At 40.9% G+C, this 21,861-nt stretch carries 16 protein-coding genes; 7 read left to right on the top strand and 9 right to left on the bottom strand.

The features are described from left to right. Positions 1 to 14: 14 nt before the first annotated feature. Positions 15 to 485 (bottom strand): tetratricopeptide repeat protein, encoded by a 471-nt coding sequence (locus A923_RS0100165; RefSeq protein WP_017219604.1) that lies wholly within the window; start codon positions 483 to 485, stop codon positions 15 to 17. Between the two features lie 130 nt (positions 486 to 615). After that, positions 616 to 2,895: a penicillin-binding protein 1B gene (mrcB, locus tag A923_RS0100160; RefSeq protein ID WP_017219603.1), complete on the bottom strand. Its 2,280-nt coding sequence runs from the start codon at positions 2,893 to 2,895 to the stop codon at positions 616 to 618. Between the two features lie 450 nt (positions 2,896 to 3,345). Between mrcB and A923_RS0100155 the strand changes: the two genes are divergently transcribed. Next, a complete protein-coding gene (locus A923_RS0100155) occupies positions 3,346 to 3,834 on the top strand; it encodes a hypothetical protein (protein ID WP_017219602.1) in 489 nt (162 codons plus the stop codon). Between the two features lie 61 nt (positions 3,835 to 3,895). Here the strand turns inward: A923_RS0100155 and A923_RS0100150 are convergent, their stop codons facing one another. From A923_RS0100150 to A923_RS0100130, 5 genes are all read right to left on the bottom strand, one after another. Next, a complete protein-coding gene (locus A923_RS0100150; RefSeq protein ID WP_017219601.1) occupies positions 3,896 to 5,122 on the bottom strand; it encodes an L-lactate MFS transporter in 1,227 nt (408 codons plus the stop codon). 335 nt (positions 5,123 to 5,457) lie between these two features. After that, positions 5,458 to 6,648, bottom strand: coding sequence for an amino acid aminotransferase (locus A923_RS0100145; RefSeq protein WP_017219600.1), 1,191 nt, complete (start codon positions 6,646 to 6,648; stop codon positions 5,458 to 5,460). Positions 6,649 to 6,871: 223 nt separating this feature from the next. Then, positions 6,872 to 8,407, bottom strand: a complete 1,536-nt coding sequence (pntB, locus tag A923_RS0100140; RefSeq protein WP_017219599.1) for a Re/Si-specific NAD(P)(+) transhydrogenase subunit beta — start codon at positions 8,405 to 8,407, stop codon at positions 6,872 to 6,874. An 11-nt stretch (positions 8,408 to 8,418) separates the two neighbouring features. Beyond that, on the bottom strand, positions 8,419 to 9,960 hold the full coding sequence (locus A923_RS0100135; protein ID WP_017219598.1) for a Re/Si-specific NAD(P)(+) transhydrogenase subunit alpha: 1,542 nt from the start codon (positions 9,958 to 9,960) through the stop codon (positions 8,419 to 8,421). Between the two features lie 631 nt (positions 9,961 to 10,591). Then, positions 10,592 to 11,047 carry a hypothetical protein gene (locus tag A923_RS0100130; protein ID WP_017219597.1) on the bottom strand — a complete coding sequence of 152 codons (456 nt, stop codon included), beginning with the start codon at positions 11,045 to 11,047 and terminating at the stop codon, positions 10,592 to 10,594. A gap of 240 nt (positions 11,048 to 11,287) precedes the next feature. On the opposite strand from A923_RS0100130, the gene A923_RS0100125 reads away from it, so the two are divergent. The 4 genes from A923_RS0100125 to A923_RS0100110 all read left to right on the top strand — a co-directional run bounded on the left by A923_RS0100125 (position 11,288) and on the right by A923_RS0100110 (position 15,803). Continuing rightward, complete coding sequence (locus tag A923_RS0100125; protein WP_017219596.1) at positions 11,288 to 11,992, top strand: response regulator transcription factor; 705 nt, start codon at positions 11,288 to 11,290, stop codon at positions 11,990 to 11,992. Further along, on the top strand, positions 11,982 to 13,448 hold the full coding sequence (locus tag A923_RS0100120) for a sensor histidine kinase (protein ID WP_017219595.1): 1,467 nt from the start codon (positions 11,982 to 11,984) through the stop codon (positions 13,446 to 13,448). Before A923_RS0100125 ends, A923_RS0100120 begins: the two co-directional genes overlap by 11 nt. Before the next feature lie 249 nt (positions 13,449 to 13,697). Continuing rightward, positions 13,698 to 14,741 (top strand): hypothetical protein, encoded by a 1,044-nt coding sequence (locus A923_RS0100115; protein WP_017219594.1) that lies wholly within the window; start codon positions 13,698 to 13,700, stop codon positions 14,739 to 14,741. A gap of 261 nt (positions 14,742 to 15,002) precedes the next feature. Beyond that, positions 15,003 to 15,803, top strand: a complete 801-nt coding sequence (locus A923_RS0100110) for a response regulator (RefSeq protein WP_017219593.1) — start codon at positions 15,003 to 15,005, stop codon at positions 15,801 to 15,803. Positions 15,804 to 15,938: 135 nt separating this feature from the next. Here the strand turns inward: A923_RS0100110 and A923_RS0100105 are convergent, their stop codons facing one another. After that, positions 15,939 to 16,859, bottom strand: a complete 921-nt coding sequence (locus tag A923_RS0100105) for a LysR family transcriptional regulator (protein ID WP_017219592.1) — start codon at positions 16,857 to 16,859, stop codon at positions 15,939 to 15,941. 183 nt (positions 16,860 to 17,042) lie between these two features. On the opposite strand from A923_RS0100105, the gene metE reads away from it, so the two are divergent. Beyond that, positions 17,043 to 19,343, top strand: a complete 2,301-nt coding sequence (metE, locus tag A923_RS0100100) for a 5-methyltetrahydropteroyltriglutamate--homocysteine S-methyltransferase (RefSeq protein WP_017219591.1) — start codon at positions 17,043 to 17,045, stop codon at positions 19,341 to 19,343. A 107-nt stretch (positions 19,344 to 19,450) separates the two neighbouring features. On the opposite strand, the gene A923_RS0100095 is transcribed toward metE, so the two are convergent. Next, positions 19,451 to 19,750: a Dabb family protein gene (locus tag A923_RS0100095; RefSeq protein ID WP_017219590.1), complete on the bottom strand. Its 300-nt coding sequence runs from the start codon at positions 19,748 to 19,750 to the stop codon at positions 19,451 to 19,453. 234 nt (positions 19,751 to 19,984) lie between these two features. On the opposite strand from A923_RS0100095, the gene A923_RS0100090 reads away from it, so the two are divergent. Further along, positions 19,985 to 21,712, top strand: a complete 1,728-nt coding sequence (locus A923_RS0100090) for a choice-of-anchor I family protein (protein WP_017219589.1) — start codon at positions 19,985 to 19,987, stop codon at positions 21,710 to 21,712. Positions 21,713 to 21,861: the final 149 nt, after the last annotated feature.

The raw sequence follows: 21,861 nt of genomic DNA, 5'->3' as shown, positions 1-21,861 counted from the left end.
ACTCTATATGTAATTTATTGATATGCCGATGCGCGTTCAATTAAAGACTCAGCTTGTCGGCGTAACAGCCAATCTGCACCCAATGTTATCGACTTTTCAGCCAATGAACGGGCTTGCTTATAATTACCTTGATAAAAATAGCGTTCGCCTAAACGATAATAGGTTTCAGGATAACGCGGTGCGATGCGGATCGCGCGCTCTAATGACGCGATAGCGCCGCGATTATCACCACTTTCCACCTGTTTATCAGCACGCTTCATCAGCGATAATACCGCCGCGGGCGCTTGCGCCGTATCGTCAACAGGTGCTTGTTTTGGCGTCACCGTTGGCGCAGGCTTGCTTTGTTTATCGGTATCCGCGTTACCTATACTTGTGTTCGTCGTGCTTTGTACTTCAGTCCCATTAGAGTTATATGTTGGGATGGTGCCACAAGCCGTCAGCAACCAGGGTAAGGTCAACAGACACAGGCGTTTAATTATTTTCATTTTACGTCCATTTTTCATTGTACATGATCACTATTTACTAAATATTCGATGAATAATGTTTGCTTAATGCACAAATATTATTCATCTATAATTCTACGGTTGATCTGCCCTTATTCTGCACTAGGTCAAATTACTCGACCAAGCCTCGGAACCATTCAATGACCCGCTTAACACCTTGGTTACAACGTAATTCAATTTCAGGCTCATAACCGCTTATAAAGGGTAACGGAATAGAGTTAAGACAACTGCCTTGACTACCTTGTCCCGTATCTTTATCTACCCAGCCGACCGTAATATTTTGTGGCGGAAGATTCTGAATAGGCAATGTCGAACGTTGACGGAAAATATCAGCCCACACACGTAATGCACCACTTGAACCGGTCAGACCGATAGACGCATTATCATCACGTCCCATCCAGACAACCGCCATCATGTCACCAGAAAATCCAGCAAACCAACTGTCTCTTAAATTATTCGTGGTCCCCGTTTTACCTGCTACTTCAAAGTCAGGTAATAGCCATTCTAGCGCTCTGCCCGACCCTTCATGAGTCACTGCTTGCATCGCATGGCGTAGCATATAAATCGAGCCCGCATCAAAGCGTTTATCAACCGCTAACGGATAACTTTTAAGGACATCACCACTTGGATCAACAACCGATCTGATCGCTAATAACGGTGTATAAAAACCATCTGCAGATAAGGTCTGATACATTTGCGCCACAGAAATCGGCGACATATCAACAGCACCTAATGTAATCGCAGGCAACTCAGGTACTTTTTGTTCGACACCTAAACGCTTAAGCGTATCAACAACGTTACCTAAACCAAGCTCATTCCCTAAACGCGCTGTCGATTGATTATAAGACTTGGCCAGCGATTTATAGAGTAGTACTTGCCCGTGATCTTTTTTATCATAATTTTTAGGCGACCAAACATCCCCATTGGGTAAAGTCAGATTATATTCGTCATCACTAATAATAGTGGCCAGATTATATTGTTCTGGTTGCTCTAACGCGGTTAAATACACCGCTGGCTTTATTAATGAGCCGACTTGACGTCTTGCATCAATGGCACGATTGAAACCAGCAAAGCGGGTGTTAGCCCCCCCTACGATAGCAATCACAGCACCGGTATTTGGTCGGGTAATAACAACAGCACCTTCAAGTTTAGCACTCAATCCATCACGTTTATGTCGCGCAATGGCTTTAGTTAAACTTAATTCCGCACTGCTTTGCACAAGAGGGTCAAAATGCGTAAAAATAGACAAGCCATTTTCACTTAAATCTTCGACTTTATAGTCACGTTGTAATTGACGGCGCACCAAATCAAGATAAGCCGGGAATCGCTTCGTACTACTTGCGGTTTGTTCACCCATTCCTAACGGTTGTGCTTTTGCCGCTGCCGCTAACTCTGCGTCCAAACGTCCTTCGCGTACTGCAATATCCAGTACTAAGTCTCGTCGTTTCAGTGCTCGTGCTGGATTTCGCCATGGATTGTAATAACTCGCACCACGTACTAATGCGACTAATAGCGCTTGTTTATCAAGTGATAACTCGGCGAGTGATGTTTTAAAATAATACTGACTCGCTAAACCAAAACCATGGATCGCACGAGGTCCATCTTGACCAAGGTAAATTTCGTTAACATAACCTTCTAAAATATCAGCCTTGGTAAAATGCAACTCGAGCAGGATCGCCATTAAGGCTTCTTGCGCTTTACGCGTAAAAGTACGCTCTGAACTCAGGTAATAATTCTTAACCAGCTGTTGAGTCAGTGTAGATGCGCCTTGCGAAATACCCCCTTGTTTGATATTCGCCACTAACGCACGGGCAATACCACGCACCGAAATACCAAAATGGTCATAAAAGCTATCATCTTCAACCGCCACGAGCATCGCTTGTAACGATTCCGGCACCTCAGATAACTGTACTAACAATCTATCTTCATTATGCGCAGGATAAATGCCACCAATAACCACAGGTTCTAGGCGTAACAGTGAGGCATTGTCATCGGTATCAAGCTTCGCCACTAAGCCATTTTTCACAGTCAGTAAAATGTTACGAGGCGGTTCGAGACCGTCACTAAATTGAAAACCAGGTGTATAGACATGCACCTGCTCACCGTCTATATTTGCTTGCCCTGGTTTTGTTGGGTATGCCACAAATTTGTACCCTAACAAACCAAGTTCCGTTTTCAAGTCAGCAACCGTTAACGCGGCACCTTCATATAACTCAAGCGGACGCGCGTAAACCGTCGATGGAACCGCCCACTGATTTTCATCAAACGTAGAGCGAATTATCACATCTAAATAGACCATTACCGCAATACCAATAAACACAGGGATCAGCAATAATTTCCACCATAAACCTTTACGACTTTTAGTGTTATCGCCTTTTACTTTTTTACTCACAAGCACCTCTCGTTGTCATTTATCCGTTAAACAACAACTTATTTAATCTATTAGTCAATACGGATCATACCACAGTAAATAAACGCTAAACGATATTAGGCTGTAACGCATGATATTTTCATAAAATACAAAATAATACTTTGAAATCAGCATTTAAAAGTCATATTTATAAACTAATTTCAGCTAAAAAATGAGGTAATAAATACGATTAATGCCACTTCAACCACTTTCAAATGAAAACACCAAGGGTTATAGGGTAAAACCGACGATCTACATTACGAGATCTGCTCATCGACATCAAACACAGTTAATTGATATAACCTGAGTAGCACTAAAATAGCGCTATTACTTAGATATAAAAATGATAATTAGTTCATATTATAGCGAAATCAGCTGTTAAGACTATGATTAAAAAAACACGTCATAGTTCACATACATCAAGGATCCACGATGAAAATACTTATCCCTCTCGTTTTATCACTCGGTTCAATTGCAGCGAGCCCCGTCCTAGCTAACGACAAGACATCAGGTGATGTCGACTTTTACCTCGGCGCTAAAACTGGTTATATCTATACCGCATTTGACGAACTAGACCCTAAATTACCGGCTACTTTTATGCTGGGTATTCAAAAAAGTGGCTTTGGCTTAGAGTTTGAAGGTACTTTTGTTGATATGGATGAAAACAATATTGATTTGGAATATGAATCTTACGCGCTCTACGGCGTCTACCGTACACCCGGTAAATACTACGCAAAATTAAGGGCGGGTTATTTAGAAGAAACGTTGAAGTCAGATACCAAAAAATGGGAAGAAGATGGATTTTCTGGTGGTATTGCCTTTGGTATGGAACTGGGAGATGCATTCAGTATTGAAGCGGGTTATACCGTTATCCAGGCTGACTTGAAATATTTTTCTGTAGGCGGCAATGTGCACTTCTAACAAAAAGGGATAGTCAATTGCTTGAGCTATCCCTTTGACACAAATTATGACGCGCTAATAATTAAGCTTTAGCCGTTTTTAATTTGCTTTCTTCTTTCGCTAATACAGCGGCTTTATCAACTGGCTTAGTAAAGAATGCGATAACAGTAACTAACACTAATAATGCTGAGAACGCAAAATAAGTATTGTTAGTTGAACCTGCAACCGTTGCTAAGAAACCACCGAAGAAACCAGATACACCCCATGAAGAATAAAGGATACCGAAGTTAGTGCCGTAAGTTTTTAGACCGTAGTTATCTGCCGTAATCGTTGGGAATACACTTAATAGTGCACCGTATGACATAGCACCAATTGCAATTGCAAACATAAGTGGAACTTGCGTTGTAATTGTAGTGAAGAATGCCATGTTAGCCGCTTGCATCATGAATACTAAAGCAAGCGTATTAACACGACCAATCTTATCAGATACTAAACCACCAACAACACGACCACCGGTGTTGAAAATTGCAAGTAGTACAACACTGAATGCAATTTGCTCTGGTGTTAAACCAATTGATTGACTGATGTTACCAACAGAACCAATAAGCATGATACCTGCAGCCGCTGAAACCATGAACATTACCCATAACTGGTAAAATTGACGCGTTTTCAGCATTTGCTGCCAAGTCAGGTTGATGTCATCACTTGATGCTGCCGCGTTCGCTTCAGCTGCATCAGCAACATAACCAACAGGTGGTGCAACAAGTAAAGATGCTAATGGGATAGCGATAGCTAATAGACCAGCACCCAAAATTTTGAATGTGTCGTAGATACCATAGCTTTCAATAAGGCTAGTAGATAGTGGTGCAAGGTAAACAGAAGCAAGTCCGAAACCACCAGCAGTTAAACCACTGACTAAGCCTTTTTTACCTTTTGGCCACCATTTCATAGCACTTGGGCTAATACATGCGTATGCGAAACCGATACCGGCACCCACAATACCACCAAAGGTAAATTCAAGTTCAGTTAACGTTGTTGTATAACCTGAAGCAATAAGACCAACACCAACGAGCGTTACACCAAGCATGGTTACTTTTTTAGGACCAATCTTGTCTTGTAAAATACCAGCAATAAGTAAACAAGTAGCAAATGTGAAAACCGCAATTTTGTATGGTGATTTTACATCTGTTGCATTCACGTTCAACGCTTCAGCGAGTGGAACAGTGAAAACACCCCATGCGTATAGGATACCAATTGTTAAGTTAATGCCGATGCCAGCTAGTAGTATTTGAAGTGGTTTATTACTCATTTTTGCCTCAAGGTTACAAATATTTCGGCAATTTACACGTTTTGTGATCTAGGTACAACTTTTAATTTAAAATATACTGAATATATTGGAATAAGCAGCTGTATATTTACTACATGTAAAGAATAAATTGCTTATAGAGTGATTATTAGACATTTTTAATATCAATCTGAAATAACTCGACGATATTTTATAGCGTAAAGATATTAAAAATAATTTTAGGGTAATTTTACGGCCTGTCTTAAACGAAAAATGAGCGCCGAAGCACTCATTTAATCATTCACTGTAGCAACAATTAGCTATTGCCCTACACCTACTACTTATTAACACTAAGCAAATTAAAGTACAGCTGCAATCGCTTTACATAATGGTTGCATGTTGTTTTTAGTCATACCAGCAACACTGATACGGCCAGAACCAACGATGTAAACTGCGTGCTCATCTTTTAATGTAGCAACTTGCTCTTTTGTTAGACCTGAAAATGAGAACATACCGTTTTGACGAGTAATAAAGCTATAGTCGCCAGTCACACCCATTTCAGCCAACGTTGCTACAAACAGCTGGCGCATTTCGTTAATACGTACACGCATCTCAGCTACTTCTGCAATCCATTGATTACGTAATTCTGCATCATCAAGAATAAGCGCAACAATGGCAGCACCATGTGCAGGTGGATTCGAATAGTTTGCACGGATACCAGATTTGATTTGGCTAAATGCGGCGACAGCAACCGTTGGGTCTTTTGCTACTAGCGTTAGACCACCAACACGTTCATTGTAAAGACCAAAGTTTTTAGAGAATGAGTTAGCCACTAAAAGCTCTTCACAATGCTCTGCGAATACACGCAAGCCAGCTGCATCTTCTTCTACACCGGTAGCAAAACCTTGGTATGCAAAATCAAATAAAGGTAATAGTTTTTTGTTTGCACACAGTTGCGCTAATGTCGTCCATTGTTCCAATGTTGGATCAATACCCGTTGGGTTATGGCAGCAACCGTGGAAAAGAATAACATCGCCAGCTTCTGCTTCAGCTAAAGAAGCTAACATAGCATTAAAGTCTAAGCCGCGCGTTTCAGCGTCATAGTAAGCATACTGTTCAACTTCAAGACCCGCGGTATTAAATACATTACCGTGATTCGCCCATGTTGGGTTACTTACCCAAATACGATCACTGGTTAAATGACTTTTGATAAAATCGGCAGCTGTACGTAAAGCACCTGTACCACCCGGCGCTTGTGCTGTAATTGCACGTTGCTGAGTAACTACATCGCTATCGGCACCAAATAATAGTTTTTGTACTGCAGACGCATAGGCTTTATGGCCTTCAATACTTAAGTAACTTTTACTTTTTTCTTCATCAATTAGCTTTTGTTCTGCTAATTTAACTGATTTTAGGATAGGAGTTTGACCTGTTTCATCTTTATAAATACCCACACCTAAATTGATTTTTTCGGCACGTGGATCTTTAGCAAATGCTTCAGTTAAACCTAAAATTGGATCTGCTGCTGCTGTAACGATTTTCTCAAACATGGTATTCCCTATCTGTTTGTAATTAAACTACGTAATAAACCTAACGTTTGACTTATTTATACCATCACAACCCCTAAATTAATAGTGATGTGACGAAAAATTTACACAGATATAAGAAATAAATACACAGGTGAATTATCTCTTATTTCAAAATAAAAAAAGGAGCCTTTCGGCTCCTTCGATCTTCAACGTCTTGTATCATTTAACCGATACGGACAGCACATTACATTGCTTTGAAGATTTCTTCTACGCTTTCTTTAGCATCGCCAAACAGCATAGTTGTATTCTCTTTGAAGAATAACGGGTTTTGAACACCAGCGTAACCTGTTGCCATACTACGTTTGAATACAACAACGTTCGTTGCGTTCCAAACTTCAAGTACTGGCATACCAGAGATTGGCGAATTTTCTTCTTTCGCAGCTGGGTTAACCGTATCATTGGCACCGATTACAAGCACGGTATCAGTGGTATTGAAATCTTCGTTGATTTCATCCATTTCTAATACGATGTCGTAAGGTACTTTTGCTTCAGCAAGTAATACGTTCATGTGACCCGGTAAACGACCCGCTACAGGGTGAATACCAAAACGTACATCAACACCAGCATCACGTAATTTCTTAGTGATTGCGAATACAGGATACTGTGCTTGAGCAACAGCCATACCATAACCAGGAGTGATGATTACACGCTTAGAATTCATCAGCATTTCAGCAACTTCAGCTGCAGATGTTTCAACGTGAACACCTTGCTCTTCATCACCTGTAGGTGCGACAACATCGTTACCGAAGCCACCAGCAATAACAGAGATAAACGAACGGTTCATCGCTTTACACATTACATAACTTAAGATTGCACCTGAAGAACCTACTAGCGCACCCGTTACGATTAACAGATCATTACCTAAGATAAGACCTGTAGCCGCACCAGCCCAACCAGAGTAAGAGTTAAGCATAGATACTACAACTGGCATATCTGCGCCACCAATTGATAATACTAAATGCGCACCAAATACAATGGCGATAAGGCTCATGATAACTAATGCTGCAGTATTGCCTTCAAGGCCAGCACCAACAAATGAGAACATTAAGAAGATGATAACAAGCAATGCCGCTAAATTCATTTTGTGGCGGTGCGGTAACATTAATGAGCTCGATTTAACTCGACCGTTCAATTTACCCCAAGCAACTAATGAACCAACAAACGTCACGATACCGATGAATACGCCCAGGAAGATCAACGTTAAGTGAATGCTTAACATAACTGGTTCTGTAATACTGTGTTCGATATAGCTGTTGTAACCGATGAATACTGCCGCTAAACCACCGAAGCTGTTTAGGATCGCAACCATTTCTGGCATTTCAGTCATTGCAACTTTGTTTGCCCAGCGTACACCAAATGCACCACCAGCAAGCATAGCGGCAATGATATAGCCGATGTTTGTTACGTCGCTGCTAAATAATGTTGCAACAACCGCTACAATCATACCTAGAATACCAACGAAAATACCTTGCTGTGCAGTTTCTTGCTTTGATAGTGCAGCAAGAGCAAGTACGAATAGTACCGCAGCAGCGATATAAGCCGCTTCCAAAATACCTTTACCATTTGTTGCAACAACAACATCTTGTACAACTTGAACAACAGCTGGCGCTTGTTCTACAACAGCTGATTGTGCCACTTGCGCAGCTTGGGTTGCTGCATCTACTGCTACTTGCGCTGCGTTAATCGCAGTTTGTGCAGCATCAATTGATTCTTGAGACATTATAAAAATCCTTATTTACGGAACATTTTCAGCATACGCTCAGTAACGGCAAAACCACCGGCGATGTTGATAGTGGCAATAAATGTGCCGAGGAATGCGAGGAAGGTAACAAGACCGCTCTCTGCGCCCATTTGGAAGAAAGCACCAAGGATAACAATACCTGAAATAGCATTAGTTACACTCATAAGCGGTGTATGCAATGACGATGCAACGTCCCAAATCAGGTAATAACCAATCACACAAGCCAGTGCAAATACCATTAAGTGATTTAAGAATTCCGCAGGAACATAACTTGCTAACGCTGAATAAGCCCAGATACCGCCACCCGCTAGGATTGCTTTATAGATACCGGTTTTTTTCTTTTCAGGTTTTGCAGGCGCTGCTTTCACTTCTTCTTTTTTAGCGGCTTGAGGTGCAGCTGAAACTTGAATCGGTGGCGCAGGCCACGTAATTTCACCGTCTTTAACTACTGTCACACCACGTTGAACAACATCATCAAAATTGATGCTCATTTCACCGTCTTTTTCTGGTGTTAATAGTTTAAGCAGGTTAACTAAGTTGGTACCGTAAAGCTGAGATGCTTGTGCAGGTAGACGACGAGCCATTTCGTTATAACCGATAACTTTAACGCCACCAGCTGTAGTAATAACTTGATCAACAACACTTGGTTCAACGTTACCGCCATTGACGGCAGCTAAATCGACAATCACACTACCCGCTTTCATCGCATCAACCATTTCTTGGCTAACAAGACGTGGTGCTGGACGGCCAGGAATTAATGCAGTGGTAATAACGATATCAGCATCAGCAACTTGTTCTGCAAGCATTTTCTGCTCTTGAACTTTATATTCGTCACTCATTACTTTAGCGTAACCATCACCTGAACCAGCAGATTCTTCAAAATCAACTTCTAAGAATTCAGCACCCAAACTGGTGATCTGTTCTTTCACTTCAGGACGTGTATCGTAAGCGCGAACAATCGCACCTAGACTACCAGCAGCGCCAACAGCAGCAAGACCAGCAACACCAGCACCAAGAATAAGTACTTTTGCAGGTGGTACTTTACCAGCAGCGGTGATTTGACCGGTAAAGAAACGACCAAACTCATTTGCAGATTCAATTACCGCACGGTAACCGGCGATATTAGCCATTGAGCTTAATGCATCAAGTGACTGTGAACGTGAGATACGAGGCACTGAGTCCATTGCTAAAACGTTAATTTCACGTTTTGCAAGCTTCTCTAGAAGTTCTTCATTTTGGGCTGGCCAAATGAAACTAATTAATGAAGTGCCTTTTTGTAATAACTTAATTTCTTTGTCATTCGCTGGCGCGTTAACTTTAAGTACAATATCTGCAGCCCAAACTTGTTTGGTGTCTGCCGAAATTGTTGCTCCAGCCGCTTCAAAAGTAGCGTCACTAAAACTAGATAGTTGGCCTGCATTGCTTTCAACCAACACAGAAAAACCTAATTTCTGTAACTGCTCAACAGTTGCTGGTGTAGCAGCAACTCGAGTTTCACCTTTGAGGCTCTCTCTTGGTATACCTATTTGCATCATCTGTTCCTGTCTGTTTCAACATCAAAGATAAAATACTACGTTCCATGTGTATCCCATTTAGCATGAGGTACGGAGAAGCATAAGTACAAAGTATCGGATTCAACCCATTCATAATAAAAATGAAACGGGGTATTTGTCACTAACGATTGTTCACAAAAATGTGACTTAACGCAACAACAATTTATTTGACCATACCTTATTTCAAATTGAATATAGAATCTAAAATGTGGATTAACTGTAAAATAAATAATTATCTAACTCGGATTAGAGCATCTTTGAAGTGTGATTGACAAGGTTAAATTGGTTTAATGTTCAATGATTTACATGACTAGGTAAAGCAGGTTTCGTTTGAAATGAAAGAGGATATCGAAAGGTGGTAAAATGAAAGAATAATGTAATAAAATAAAAAGGCATATGTTGTTACTTTTTATTATAAAGTATCATTTTATTATTTTAGTGCGTGATTAATGGCTAATTTTACACCGCTACAGGTTAAATTTTAAGGCCTAAAAAATGTAGATCCCATAATTAAACAGCTGTTTTAATGATGATTAATCAGCTGCGTCTATTAAATCAAATGGTTTTACATATCAAACGCAATTTTAAAGACGCTAGCTCACCAGTGATTTTACGCCATTAACGTTATATTTGCCGACCCTGCGAGCTGCTGATCCTTAAACAATAATAATGAATGAATATTACTGTCATAACTGGCCACCGAGAACAATTCGATATGATGATGGGCAGACGCTATATTCATCCGTAAAAAGCCGTTATGAATATGCCACTCCCCTCGTAATTGATCTCTTTGCATTAAGGGGCATAAAACCGCATCACGGGTTTGTAAACAGTCTAATTTGGCGGCTTGACCACGGTAAGTGGTTTCCAGCCAATGAGAATCAGCCACTTCGGGATAGTCAAAGTCACGTTTACCTGACTCCCACAAAATATATTCTCCCGAAGTGCGAATAAAGCGCGCTTCCTCATCAGAAATATCAAGCACTGATTCAGACGCTAACTCGCCTTGAGTTTCAAATTGATATAACAAAATTAATTTATCAGTTTCAGTTATCTGACCAAGCATGCTGTTACACTCTATTCATGGGGTATAATTTAACGTTAGCCAAGATAAATAAAAATGCATGAATTAAGTGGCAGATGTATGATGTGGATACAAGCGGTTATAAAAAACCCAACGTAGATCGCACTAAATAAGACTGAAATGTCTCGCCTTCGCAGTTGCTATACAACCTATATAAAAAAATAGCGAAAAACACAAAATACAATAACTAAATATCGAATGGTATAAAGAGGTAAGGATACAATGGACACACATGTATTGGTGGTCGAAGACCAGCAGGATATCGCTAATTTAATACGCATCAATCTAGAGATGATAGGCAACAAGGTTATTTGTTGTCACAACGCCAAGGATGCTTTTCAACAGTTAAGCGAACACACCTTCCAACTTATCTTGTTAGATCTCAATCTACCCGATATGGATGGCCTCGATATCTGCAAAAAAATACGTTCGACTGACGCTATTGTGCCGATCATGATGTTAACTGCACGTACTGAAGAGCTCGACCGCGTACAGGGTCTAGAAGCTGGCGCAGATGATTACCTCGCTAAACCTTTTAGTGTTTTAGAATTACAAGCTCGCGTTAAAGCCCTACTACGTCGCAGCAATGTGCAAGCTGCAGCTAATGTCGTGCCAGAACGCATCAAAATTGCCGACCTCATCATAGATCAAGCAACGCACACTGTGCATAGAAACGACAAGCTAATTACCTTAACCAGTACTGAATTTTCGTTATTGTTCTTTTTGGCTAAATCGCCTGGGCGTGTCTACAGCAGAGAACAGTTGCTAGCAGAAGTATGGGATTACCATCACGACTGTTATGAGCACACTGTTAACTCGCATATGAATAGATTAAGAAACAAAATAGAACCAAACCCAGCAGCACCGACATACATAAAAACAGTGTGGGGCGTTGGTTACAAACTGGAGGTCAGCGATGTCACATAGATCCTTATTAGGACAGATAACATTCCCGTTGATTATTTTGTTTGCCATTATGGCGACGGGCTTGTTTGTTATTTATTGCGCGATCACCGATACCAACTCAGCCCGAGTAGAACAAACACTGCATAAAAATTTAGCCCAGCAAATCATTCATTACTCAGATGATTTACAACAAGGTGATATTAGTCGTTCGGCACTAAAACCAGCTTTCCATAGCTTAATGCTGTTGGGTCCCAGCTATGAAATATATATCACCGATAACCGCGGTCAGTTATTAGTTTATGCAGCAGAACCGAGCAAGATAAAACGTAATATCATTAACGTGAAACCGCTAGAGCGCTTTATTAAAGGCGCTAACTACCCTATTTATGCGGATAATCCAAGAAGCCCAGACAAACAAAAACTATTTTCATCCGCACCTATATTCAAAAACAGCCAGCAAGTTGGTTATGTGTTTGTGATCCTCGGCGGCGATAAATATGACAGCATTGTCAAGAACTTAGCCTTCGACAGTGATATGTATAAGATCCTTGCAGCCTTAGTCATCTTCTTTGCATTAGCTTTTGCGCTATTAGTGTTTATTTTTGCGCGACTTGTTCGCCCTATCAGTCAATTAGACAAAGATATGACGAACTTTGTTAATAGTGATTTCAGCACACTCTCTAATTCAACACCCGATCAATATGCCGCCAACGAAATTATTAATTTGCATAATAACTTTGGTTCATTAGAAAATAAGATCAATAAGCAATTAACCCAAATTAAATCGACTGAACAGTTACGTCGAGAGATGCTTTCGCATATATCCCATGATCTCAAAACCCCATTAGCCTCTTTAAAAGGTTATCTGGAAACTTGGTTATTACAATATCCAGAGGCTGCAGGTAGTGATTTCATTGAAGTTGCACAAAAGAATGCGAACCAATTACAACGGCTTGTCGAACAGATCATTGAGCTCGCGCAGTTAGACAGTAATACCGTTAGCCTGTATCAGGAGCCAGTGGCGGTGGCAGAACTGGCACAGGACGTATTGAGTAAGTTCCAGCTGCAAGCACAGCAAAAAAATATCACCTTGTCTGTTGAACCTAAAGACCCTAGCTTGCAAGCCATTGCTGATATTGCCAAGCTTGAACGGGTATTGACCAACCTGGTTGATAACGCGTTAAGGCATTGCCAGCCTGGTGACAGTATTAAGATCCAGCTGCAACCGAAAGATAACCAGTTGATTATTAGCATTGCCGATTCAGGCGTTGGTATTCCCAAAGAAGATGTCGACCATATCTTTGATGCCCATTTCAGGGCTAAGAATTCCGTTAATGGTCAACAAGGTAATTCAGGGTTAGGACTCGCTATCGTGGCTAAATTACTGTCCTTGCATCACGCCCAAATATCGGTATCGAGCGTGTTGAGTCAAGGCACGACATTCAGCTTTAGCTTACCAACAACGGCAACAATATAAATCAGATTGCAACTTAACCTAGCAGGCTAAGTTGCAATTTGGGTTCTAAACAATTAATTCTAAATCATTATTTTTTAATATATTACCTACAATTATTCATTATTTTATTCTTCCTAGCTCACAATTTTTGATTAGATCTAAAAACCGCATCTCATTTAAACTGCAAATACCTTAATTACCGCTAACCTTTAAAACCATTATGTTACGACTACTTCCAACACTCTCGTCTAGGATGGACTCATCCGAATATTGAAACTTACTCATACGGCTATATTTATCACGCTTGTCACAGGCTGTGCCAGCTTTGAAAAGCGTGCACCTGCAACAGCAGATCTCCAACAAAGTAAAATAACCAATATACAACTCAACAAAACAGTCAATGACGCTGTAACACAAATTGAACAGAAGTACCTCGCGGCTAAAGATGAGAATTTTAACTATTATGCCCCACGTACCTGGCAGTATATTGAGCAAGATGTAGTGGAAATGCGTCAACTGGTAAATCGATTTGACCCAAATAATCAAGGGTTCTTTGGCGGGCCATCAGAAAGTACCGTACTAACCAGTATTACCGACGTCAGTGAGCAGTTAATCCTAGCGCAACAATATAAGAACCAAATAATGACATTATTGGCGCAACCGCTAGCAGACATAGAATATCTCACACCCAAAATAGGAAAGGTGTGGCAAAGAGAGTTAGAGACGATTAATCAAGATATCGACCAATTCATTCGTAACGTTGAAAAAAAATACCCTGAATCAAAACAAAAGTTCGATCGCGATAAGTTACAGAAAAAAATTCATGATCTCGAAATTAATATAGTCATAGCCAATTATTATTCACCATTAGAAAAACCATTTAATCAGTTAGATAAGCAGTTAATTCCACAGAGTTACAATAAGGCCTCGCAAGGTTTACAACAGCTCAATAGGCTTATAACCAAGGTTCCTCGTGATACAGAAGCACTTACTAACGCGGCAAACCAGATTAAAAAAGACATTCAAAGTGCAGAACATATCACCACAGATGTTACTTGGATCAACAATCTAGATAAAAACCAGCGTGAAGAAGTTGTTTTACACTATCGCGCCACACTCGAAGGCTTAGGACATAAGTTTCTTAATCAGGACCTGTCGAATTTGTCATACAAAGCACAAGTGAGCACATTTGAACGCGTGCTGTCTGCACAGCTAGGTGAATTTACAACAGCAAATATCGAGGTCACCAAAGCTAAAGAGACCAGCATAACAACGATACCAGAAACAGTGACGCCAACAGCGGTCGACGAGTAATATTGGAACACAATACTTGGTGCGACGCGCTGCCTAGCCAAGTATTGTGAGCTAGAATAGCCCCTTCTATATGTGCGATTTATAATTAACCGACTTCGTACACTATCTGCATTAATTAAACTGGATCAGTAATCAAAGTCACTATTCATGACGCTAAAACTAGACTATTTTATCCAGTCGCGGTAATTTATAATGGCTGTTCGTATTAGTCACGATGTTGACTTTTTAGCTGTAATATCTACTTATATAACAAGGAATAATATGAGTCTTGAAGTGCGTGATCTGTCTATTTTATTAATTGAGCCGTCGACTACACAAAATAAATTCATTAGAACGCAATTGCAGGATGCTGGAGTTGATAACATCGAATGTGTTGTCTCAATAGCGCAAGCAAAGCAGAGTTTAACGGGATTCATTCCCGATTTAATCATCAGTGCGATGTATTTTGAAGATGGCTCTGGCGCTGAGTTAGCCGAATTCGTTAAATCAAATCAACTCACTGAAAACATCGCCTTTATGCTTATTTCCAGCGAACAACGTTTCTCAGTGTTAGATAAAGTAAAACAAGCTGGCGCGGTGGCTATTTTACCTAAGCCGTTTAAATTTGTTGATTTGCAACGCGCACTAAATGCGACTCTTAGCTACATTGAACCAGAAGAAATGGAGTTAGATTTATACGATGTAACCGCATTAAGCATCTTGGTCGTTGATGATAGCTTAACCGCGAGAAAACATATTTGCCGTGTATTAAATAGCATGGGAATTGTCGGTGTTACCACCGCTGAAAACGGTGTGGAAGCGCTAGAGTATTTGGCACAAAACACCTTCGACTTGATCGTTACCGATTACAACATGCCAGAAATGGACGGTAAAGAATTGGTTGAACGAATCAGATTGAATCCGGAATTAGCTAACCTACCGATTATAATGGTAACGTCTGAAGAAGGCACCGCCCAATTATCAGCAGTGAAGCAAGCAGGCGTCTCTGCGTTGTGCGATAAACCGTTTGATATTGATACGGTAAGAATGCTGGTTAAACAGCTGTTAAATGAAGAAGATTAACTATCTCTAAAAGCTATCTATAATAACTATCTACAAAAGCTATCAAAATACATAAGCAGAAGTAATAGCTGTCATTAAGAAAATAGAAAGGGAAATGACTCACTGTGAGCGTTTCCCTTTTTAATGCGTAACGGCTTATTCACTCGCTATTTTAATGCCTTTCAACAGCTGAAAAGAACTGGCTTTGGCATCTTTTAAAAACTCACTCATGTAAGGCGTTTCCAGTTGTTCAATACGCACGGCAGCATAGAGCGTCGTCCAACAACTTTCTTCACCCAGTGGCTTAGCTAAAATATAATCTTTCTCTAAATATTCTGTTAACGCCCAATTCGGTAATGCAGCAACACCACGCCCACTCGCCACCAGCTGTAACATCATAATCGTTAATTCTGCATGGCGAATAGCATGCGGCGATACTCCTGCCGGATCTAAAAATAAATTAAATATATCTAACCGCTGCTGCTCGACAGGATAAGTAATCAAGGTTTCTGTCGCGAGATCTTCAGGATCTATATACGCTTTATCCGCTAAGGCATGATGACGACTCACCGCTAGCATAGGTTGATATCGAAACAGTGGTTCGTAATGAATACCGGATAATACTTGTGGATCGGACGTCACAACTAAATCGACATCGCCACGTTTTAGCGCTGGTAATGGCGCAAAACTAAAACCAGACGCTAAATCTAATTCAACTTCAGGCCACTGGTCTCGAAACACGTCAATCGCTGGCATTAACCATTGAAAACAACTATGACACTCAATGGCCATGTGCAAACGCCCGGCATTTCCCGATAATAAACGACTGATATCGCGCTCGGTATTGGTAAACATAGGCAGTACTGATTTCGCCAGTTTAAGCACCCTCTCCCCCGCAACCGTAAAGCGTAACGGTCTGGTTTTACGGATAAATAACGACGTATTTAAACGTTCTTCAAGATCTTTAATCTGATGTGATAACGCCGATTGCGTCATGTAAAGACTTTCAGATGCTTCGACTAATGAGCCGGTTTTTTCTAACGCGATAATCGTTTTCAAATGCTTAACTTCGAGCATCGTGAATTCCCTTTTAAACTGATGACTGAAATCAGCATAAAGCCAACTTCAATTAAATTCAACTTAATCAGTAAAAATATGAATTTGATTCACGTGAAATAATGAGCAATACTTTAGCCATCTAAACGGCTTTACGTTTATATGTATATTTTAAATAAATCATTAAATCAAATGGAGTTGCAAATGGCTAAATCACACATATTAGGTTTCCCACGTATCGGTGCAGACCGCGAGTTAAAAAAAGCAATTGAGTCATACTGGAAAGATGACATCACCAAAGCTGAATTGGAAACCGTTGGTAAACAACTGCGTGCTAAACACTGGCAGCAACAAATTGATGCCGGTTTAGACTTCATCACTGTCGGCGACTTTGCTTGGTACGACCAAGTATTAGCCTTATCAGCAACATTAGGTGTTATCCCTGAACGTCATCAAGAAGAAGCTATCACCCTAGATACATTATTTAATATGGCGCGTGGTTCAAGCCCTTGTTGTGGCCAACAAGCTGCTGCATGTGAAATGACTAAATGGTTTGATACTAACTACCACTATCTTGTACCAGAACTTAATCAAGATCAGCAGTTCGCGTTAAGCTACAACCAGTTGATTGAAGAGATCCAAGAAGCAAAAGTCCTTGGTTTCCCAATTAAAGTCAGTCTACTAGGCCCGGTTAGTTATTTATCACTCAGTAAGACCAACAGTGATTTTGATAAACTAACGCTGCTACCTCAGCTCGTTGCAACGTATAAACAGCTGCTTGCTAACATCGCAGCGGAAGGTATTGAATGGCTACAAATTGAAGAACCAATTCTAGTACAAGACTTAACAAGTGATTGGCAACAAGCCTTTACAACTAGCTATGCGGAATTAGCGAAAGGCACTAACAAGCTATTACTCACCAGTTACTTTGGTGCACTCGGTGATAATGCGGAACTGGCATTCTCATTACCTGTTGATGGTTTCCACATTGACTTGTCTCGTGCTCCACAGCAGCTTGAAACGGCATTGGCATTGCTGCCTGCTCACGCGATTTTATCGGCAGGTATTGTGAATGGTCGTAACATTTGGCGTAACGATTTAGCTAAATCAGTCAGTGCATTACAACAAGCTAAAGTACAGTTAGGTGAACGTTTATGGGTTGCTTCATCTTGTTCGCTACAACATAGCCCAGTTGATCTGGATAACGAAACTAAACTTGATGCCGAACTGAAATCTTGGTTAGCCTATGCGACACAAAAATTAACTGAAATCAGTACCATCAACGCACTCTTAAACGGTGACAGTACTGAAGAATTAGCCACACTATTAACAACAAAAGTAACAGAATCAACGGCGGTTGTGTCATCACGAGCAACGTCATCACGCATTCACAATGCCGCTGTTAAAGCCCGCGTTGCAGCAATCACCGACCAAGATGCACAACGTCACAGTGCCTTTACCCAACGTATTGCTAGCCAGCAACAAGAATTGAATTTACCCCTTTTCCCAACCACAACCATTGGTTCGTTTCCACAGACCAGTGATATTCGTCAGACGCGTAACCAATTTAAACAAAATGTGATTAGCCAAGACCAATACATCACCAAGATGCAAGCAGAGATCAAAGATGTCGTGACGCGCCAAGAAGCGCTGGGCCTTGATGTACTCGTACACGGTGAGCCAGAACGTAATGACATGGTTGAATACTTTGGTGAATTACTTGATGGTTTCGCATTCTCTAAAAACGGTTGGGTACAAAGTTATGGTACGCGTTGCGTTAAACCACCAATCATCTTTGGTGACATCTCACGCCCAGCACCAATGACAGTCGCTTGGAGCCAATATGCTCAAGCGCAAACTAACAAGTTAATGAAAGGCATGCTAACAGGTCCAGTGACTATTTTATGCTGGTCGTTTACACGTGATGATATTAGCCGTGAAGAACAGACTAACCAAATTGCCTTGGCGATCCGCGATGAAGTAGTTGATTTAGAAGAGGCTGGTATTAAGGTTATTCAGATTGATGAGCCAGCACTGCGTGAAGGACTACCGCTACGTAGCAGCGAGCAACAAGCGTATTTAGATTGGTCGACAAAAGCATTCCGTATCAGCGCATCGGGGGTCAGAGACAATACCCAGATCCATACGCACATGTGTTACTGCGAGTTTAACGAAATTATGCCTTCAATCGCGGCATTAGATGCGGATGTGATCACCATTGAAACGTCACGTTCTAACATGGAACTATTATCTGCGTTTACTGATTTTAGTTATCCAAATGATATTGGCCCAGGTGTTTATGACATTCACTCACCAAACGTACCCAGTGTTGAATGGATGACTCAGTTGATGACTAATGCCAGTGAATATATTGATGTGGCACGCTTGTGGGTTAACCCTGATTGTGGTCTAAAAACCCGTGGTTGGAAAGAAACAGAAGCAGCGTTGCAGAATATGGTGACGGCGGCGCATAACTTGCGTGAAACCTTTTCGCACAAGGCTTAAAGCATCACGTTATAGATAGCATTAGCGTTATTGCTATAACTTAAACCTAAAAAGGAGAGCGCACGCTCTCCTTTCTTATTTATACTGTTATAACTTATAAAATCAGATTAGTAATCTACAGCTGCGCGCTGACTCGTAATACTTTTCATCATAGGTAATACAGCTTGATGTGCAGGATGATCTTGATACACATCTAGCGTTTCGCGAGAGTCTAGATCGGCAATCAATACTAAATCGTAAGAGCCTGCGCCTTGCAGACAATCAATACCCACTTCCAAACGTTGTAACCCAGGGATCTGACCATTAAGCGCTTCAAGTGCTTCTTTTGCTAATTTAGCATTTGTGCTTTTATCATTACCATTAGCAGTGTCGAGTAAAGTCCACATTACGATATGTTTGAACGCCATGATTGTTCCATCCTTATTAACAAACGAATTATTCACCCACATTACTCATTCAAACTCTTCATCCAAATAAGGTGGGCATTTGAAGAAGCAAAAGTATAACTTTAAAAAGACTATTTAGTTGCATGAATATCAATATTTCACAAAATTGTCATATAGACATCACAAATATGTATTACATCTGCCCTATATTCATCTATACACATGCGCATAAAAACAACTCAAAAAGTGAACTCAATGAAAAAGACGCTGCTAAGCACCACAATCGCCCTTGCCCTCACCACCATAATCAGTGGTTGCAGCGCCAAGCCCAATGACACATCGATAGCAAGATCACAGCAGCGTGCACAATCGCCACTTGTGGTCACCATGCTTGCTCGCCATGAGTCTGGAGAATATGGTGTGAGCGCGGCAGAGATCTTAGATTATCACCCACAAAGTCAGTCTATTTTTGTGGTTAACGCTAAAAGCGGTCAGGTTGATATTCTCGATGCCGCTGTCATTAATACCATAAGCGACAGCCAAGAAGATGCTATAGACCCGTTAACGCTCAATAATCTCACTAAAAAAACGACACTAAACCTGGCAGAAGATTTGAACCTGACAGGTCTGGGTTCAGTTAACAGTGTCGCTATTTATGATAATTTACTTGCTGTGGCTATCGAACGCGGTGATAACCAAGGTAACCCAGTCCAAGGCCGAGGGTTTATTGGCTTCTACACGTTAGACAAGACAGGCAACGCAACTTATCTACAAGCCGTTGAAGTTGGCTTCTTACCAGACAATGTAGTGTTCACTCATGATGGCAGTAAAGTCGTGGTGGCCAATGAAGGTGAGCCGAATGGTGCCTATACTGTCGATCCAGAAGGATCCGTGTCGATCATTAACATCAACAATAATATCCCTGAAAAACAGGCGATTCACATTAGCTTCAATGACTTTAATCGTCAGGCTTCACGCCACCATGAATTACCAACAGGCGTGAAGATAAACGGTCCAAAATCATCGGTAAGCCAAGATCTTGAACCTGAATATGTGGCGATTTCCCATGACAATTCACACGCGTTTGTATCGCTACAAGAAAACAATGCCCTTGCAATAATAGATCTAAGATCCCATCGCGTTGAACGTATTGTTGATTTAGGCAGTAAAAATTACGGTTTAAGCAATAATGCCATCGACGCCAGTGATAAAGATGGCAAAGTAAACATCCAAGCATACGCCGGTGTATACGGTCTTTACCAGCCAGATACCATTGCCAGTTACAGCATTAATGGAGCCGATTTCATTGTCACGGCCAACGAAGGTGATGCCCGTGATTATGCCGGATTTTCTGAAGAAACCCGTGCCGGTAAATTAACGCTCGATAAAAACCACCCACAGTTTGAGGCAGTCCAAGACAAAAAACAGCTTGGCCGCTTAAAGGTAACGACCAGTATTGGTGATACGGATAACGATGGTGATATCGATAAGATCTACAGTTATGGCGCACGTTCATTTTCTATTTGGGATGCACAAGGACAGCAGGTATTCGACAGTGGCAATGATTTTGCGCGTATTACTGCCGCGCGTTTAGGTAACAATTTTAATAACCATAACAGCAAAAAAAAAGGGGATAACCGCAGTGATGATAAAGGCGCAGAGCCTGAAGCATTAGCACTCGGGTCTATTGATGGTCGTCAATATGCTTTTATAGGACTAGAGCGTACCTCGGGGTTTATGATTTATGATATTACCGAACCACAACACGCCTATTTCATCGATTACATCGTAAATCGTGACTTTGCGCCTAAGTTTGAAATTGAAGATGGCCAAGTAACCAAAGGCGACCCTGCTAAAGTGGGTGATTTAGGTCCTGAAGGGATGAAGTTTATTGCTGCAGACCACAGCCCAAACGGTAAACCATTATTATTAGTTGCCAATGAAGTCAGTGGTACAACCGTTGTTTATCAATTGCAAAAATAACGTTTAGCGCTATTTATTAATACACATAACGTTTAACCGTTTGTATTAATGAACAATAGCGAAAACTAAGTACATTAAAATGCATTACCTTGGGTGATGCATTTTTCATTTCAGCTTCTGAAAGCATCTATATATTGTCGTTTCATTAC

Source organism: Moritella dasanensis ArB 0140, from assembly GCF_000276805.1.
In the GTDB taxonomy this organism is placed as follows: domain Bacteria; phylum Pseudomonadota; class Gammaproteobacteria; order Enterobacterales; family Moritellaceae; genus Moritella; species Moritella dasanensis.
This window is presented reverse-complemented; position numbering and strand designations above follow the sequence as displayed.